Below are 2,404 nucleotides of genomic sequence, written 5' to 3'. Positions count from 1 at the left end.
CCGTGGAATACCGGAGCGGCCGAGCGCCAGCGAGAGACGCGAGGATATGCCGCGAAAGCACTTGCGTGTAGGTGGAGCGAACGTAGAATGCCGCAGGCTTCACGGCAAAATACGAATTGAAAGATGTGCGGCCGCGCAGCGGCCGACGCATGGCCGCCCTCTGTCGGCGGCACCGGTCGCGGATGCGGCCGGTGCAGCGCTTAGGCGCTGCCGCCTGGTGCCCGCGGCCGAACGGCCGCGGGCGGCGGGCACTCATTCGCTGCACTCCTGCGCAGCCCTGTTGAGCGCATCGAGCGCCGCGGTGATTTCGATGCTCTGCTTTGCGGCGCTGAGCTGCTGCCACTCTTCGCCGTGCTCGGCCTCTGCCCACTTGTGCGCCAGCTCGACGGGGGTTCGGCCGGTCAGCTCGCGGCCGTCTTCGAGAGTGATGGTCAGGTGCTCGGCGGCGATGGTCATGGGTGCAACCTCTCGGTTCGGTTTCGGGGTTATGGGGTTTATAGGTCTATTGTACCTAATAGGTCTAATGGTGTCTAGGTTTCGATCCACTCCATTTCGGACTGATCGAGCTGACTTTCTGTCCAGCCCTCCCCAATGCCGTTGAGTACCGACTTCTCGGCGCGGCCGTCCGGGTGCACGGTGATGCTCTCCACGGTCAAGTCGTCCTTGATGACGATGATTTCAATGCTGCCGAATGCCTGCCGCTGCGCTGCTGGGCGCTGCCGCTCGTGCAGGCATAGGTCGCGGATCGTCGCCCATTGGGCGGCTGTGAGCTGCGAGCGGAACTTGAACATACTTTTATCTCCTTTGGGTCTAATAGGTCTATTTAGCTGTGCTCGGGGTCACGGGTCAGCGTGTCTACGAACGTGACGAACTCAGGGCCGGTGATCGCCACGGTGCTTGCGAGCCGGTAGCCGCTGCGGGCGTAGCTCATCAGGTCTTCGTCGCGCTCTGCGAGCTTGCGAAGCTGTCGCGGAATTTCGGTGTCATCCACGATGGGAACGATGGTCGTGATGGTGCTGATGCTCTGCATGGTGTCTCTCTCCCTCTCGTTTTTTTGCCGTGAAGGCGTTTACGCCTTCGTAATGAGCGATGCCGGAGTGCAAGTGACCGTGGAATACCGGAGCGAGCGCAGCGAGCGAGGATATGCCGCGAAAGCACTTGCGCGCAGGTGGAGCGAATGTAGTGTGCCGCCAGGCTTCACGGCAAGAAACGCGAAGCGTTCAAGCCCTGCGGCCGCTTGCGGCCGTCGATGTGGTGGGGAGCGCGAGGGCACCCCCTCGCCCGCCGCCTGGCTGGCGGCGGGCTGCTCGGGCATCCCTTATAGGTCTTATAGGCCTATTTAGGCGGCCTTGGCTTCCTGCTCTTCGTCGGCCTCGGTGATCGCGTCTGCGATGGTGTGCGCAGCGCGCAGCACGTTTGCGGCGGTCTGCTTGATGGTGTCGGTGTCGTCTCCGATCCATCCGGCCACGTAGCCGACGCTGTAGGCGCTCGTGTCAAGGCCGATGATCCCGGCGACGATGTAGGCGACGCTTTCCGCCTCGCACTCTTTCAAGCCTCGGTGCGCGACGTACTCGGCGTGATCCTCCGAGCTGTGCAGGATGACGTGCGCGGCCTCGTGCAGGATCGTCTTAGCGGCCTGCGCGTCGCTGAGCGCTGCGTCTACGACTACGCGCTTGGTGCCGTCTGTCGTGGTGTATCCGTTGGTTTCGCCGGGGATCGTCTCACGGGTGACTGTCCAGCCCTGGGCGGTGAGGTAGTCGGCGGTGGCGGCGTAGATTCCGGCCTCGTCGTTTCCGTCGAGCCGCTGCGCGGGGTTCGGGTCGATCCATTCGTCGGTGGGGTCGGTCTGGCTCATGTCGAACACGCTGAGCATCGGGAAGTAGCACACGACGCGCTCGCCTGTGTCGAGCTGGTCGAGCGTGCCGTCTTCGTTCTCTTCGTCGGCCTTGGCCTTACGCTCACGGAACCCGAAGATTTTCAGGCTGCGCTCTCCCTTGCGCACCTGGCGGCCGAGCTGCTGCCACTTGCGGAACCCGGCTACGCGGGTCGCGGTCGGCATCTGCGAGAGGATCAACAGCACATTGTTCAAGCTGTAGGAGTGAAACGAACGGGCGAAGTCGAGGAATCGCTGCCAGGCGTCGGAGTCGCGCAGCTGCTCTACCTGCTGAGCGATGGACTCGTGCAGGGCGTCGGCCTCGGCGCGGCGCTGCTCTGCGGTCTTCTGGGTCTTGATCGTGCGTGCCATGATGAACCTCCCGGTGTCTCGGACTACCAACTACCCCTCACGTTTTTTTGCCGTGAAGGCACGAATGTGCCGCGCAGAGAGCGCAGCCGGAGTGCAAGTGACCGTGGAATACCGGAGCGGCCGAGCGCCAGCGAGAGACGCGAGGATATGCCGCGAAAG

4 protein-coding genes are annotated in these 2,404 nt (G+C 63.4%); all 4 read right to left on the bottom strand.

Annotated features, from left to right (window positions below; genetic code table 11):
* Nucleotides 1-252: 252 nt before the first annotated feature.
* A complete protein-coding gene (locus L978_RS18140) occupies nucleotides 253-456 on the bottom strand; it encodes a hypothetical protein (RefSeq protein WP_047524890.1) in 204 nt (67 codons plus the stop codon).
* 74 nt (nucleotides 457-530) lie between these two features.
* Nucleotides 531-791, bottom strand: coding sequence for a hypothetical protein (locus L978_RS18135; RefSeq protein WP_047524889.1), 261 nt, complete (start codon nucleotides 789-791; stop codon nucleotides 531-533).
* Nucleotides 792-823: 32 nt separating this feature from the next.
* Nucleotides 824-1,030 carry a hypothetical protein gene (locus L978_RS18130; protein ID WP_047524888.1) on the bottom strand — a complete coding sequence of 69 codons (207 nt, stop codon included), beginning with the start codon at nucleotides 1,028-1,030 and terminating at the stop codon, nucleotides 824-826.
* A 309-nt stretch (nucleotides 1,031-1,339) separates the two neighbouring features.
* A complete protein-coding gene (locus L978_RS18125) occupies nucleotides 1,340-2,245 on the bottom strand; it encodes an ArdC-like ssDNA-binding domain-containing protein (RefSeq protein WP_047524887.1) in 906 nt (301 codons plus the stop codon).
* Nucleotides 2,246-2,404 lie beyond the last annotated feature (159 nt).

The organism is Microbacterium sp. ZOR0019, from assembly GCF_000800925.1.
Classification (GTDB): Bacteria; Actinomycetota; Actinomycetes; order Actinomycetales; family Microbacteriaceae; genus Microbacterium; species Microbacterium aurugineum.
This window is presented reverse-complemented; position numbering and strand designations above follow the sequence as displayed.